This window comes from Dietzia sp. DQ12-76 (genome assembly GCF_014145045.1).
Lineage (GTDB): Bacteria > Actinomycetota > Actinomycetes > Mycobacteriales > Mycobacteriaceae > Dietzia.
Window position 1 is genome coordinate 1 of the sequence record NZ_JAALDV010000337.1, and the last position, 1,221, is coordinate 1,221.

The following is a 1,221-nucleotide window of genomic DNA, read 5'->3' on the forward strand; positions in this document are numbered from 1 at the left end:
CACGCGGCGGAGGCCGGGGCCCGGGCCTCGCTCCGCGGCGTCCCCGTCACCCGCGGCGCCGTCGCCCTGGCTCCGGAAGAGGACTTCGTCGAGGACGGGCTGGTGACCCTCCCCGAGACCGTGGTCGAGCGTCCGCGGGGATTCGGTGACGGCAAGAGCCTCGGGGAGCACTTCCGCGCGGGCCGAGCCGTGGTGTTGGATCTGTCCACGATGGCCTCCGGGGACGCGCGCCGCATGGTCGACTTCGCCGCCGGCCTGGTCTTCGGTCTCGACGGCCGCATGGAGAAGGTCACCGATCGCGAGCGCACCTTCCTGCTGCAGCCCGCCGGAATGGATCTCACCGAAGCCGAGGTCCGGGACGCGGTCAACGGCGCGTTCCGTCGCTGATCCCGGGCGGCCACCCCGTCTGACCGGGTGCCCGCGGCGCGGCGTCGATCGCTGCCAGTAGTCTTGTCCCGTGCGTGAAATCCTGCTGGTCCTTTACATCATCACCCAGGTCTTCTGGTATCTGCTCCTCGCCAGGATCGTCGTGGAGATGATCGCGTCGTTCTCCCGTGGCTGGAGCCCCCGCGGTGTCCTGGCGGTGGTTCTGGAGTGGCTGTTCACCATCACCGATCCTCCGGTCAAGGCGCTGCGCAAGGTCATCAAGCCGGTCCGGATCGGGCAGGTCTCCCTCGACCTGTCGGTGTTGGTGCTCTTCGTCATCATCATCGTGATCCAGCTGGTCCTGCGGATCATGATCACCAGCGTCGCGTGAGGGGCGTGGCGGGACACAAGTGATGCGGTCACCCGGGCCGCAGGTGACGCGCGGGCCGAATGTGACTAGATTGGCACGCGTTAAGGTAGTAATGAAGTCGTGGGTCCGGTTCGAGAACGCCGGACCGGCACCCGAGACGACCACGAGGGGTATCCCATGCGCTTGACTCCAGCCGATGTGCACAACGTCGCGTTCTCAAAGCCGCCGATCGGTAAACGGGGCTACAACGAGGACGAGGTCGACCAGTTCCTCGACCTGGTAGAGGAGGAGCTCGGAACCCTCGTGGAGGACAACGACGACCTCCGTCAGCGTGTCGACGAGTTGACCAAGGACCTCGAGAAGGCCCGGAAGGCGGCGGAGAAGTCCGACAAGGCCTCCGCTGACTCCGCTAGCGGTTCGGGTGCCGGCCGCGTCGAGGAGCCGCGGGCCGCCACCCCGCCCGCCCCGGCGCCGACCCCGGCACC

The 1,221-nt window shown here is 67.9% G+C and carries 3 protein-coding genes; all 3 read left to right on the forward strand.

Annotated elements, in window-relative coordinates:
• A partial coding sequence (locus G6019_RS11695) for a cell division protein SepF (protein WP_182627655.1) occupies window positions 1-387 on the forward strand: 387 nt, incomplete at its 5' end.
• 70 nt (window positions 388-457) lie between these two features.
• Window positions 458-757 (forward strand): YggT family protein, encoded by a 300-nt coding sequence (locus G6019_RS11700; RefSeq protein WP_107756224.1) that lies wholly within the window; start codon window positions 458-460, stop codon window positions 755-757.
• Window positions 758-913: 156 nt separating this feature from the next.
• A partial coding sequence (locus G6019_RS11705; protein ID WP_182627657.1) for a DivIVA domain-containing protein occupies window positions 914-1,221 on the forward strand: 308 nt, incomplete at its 3' end.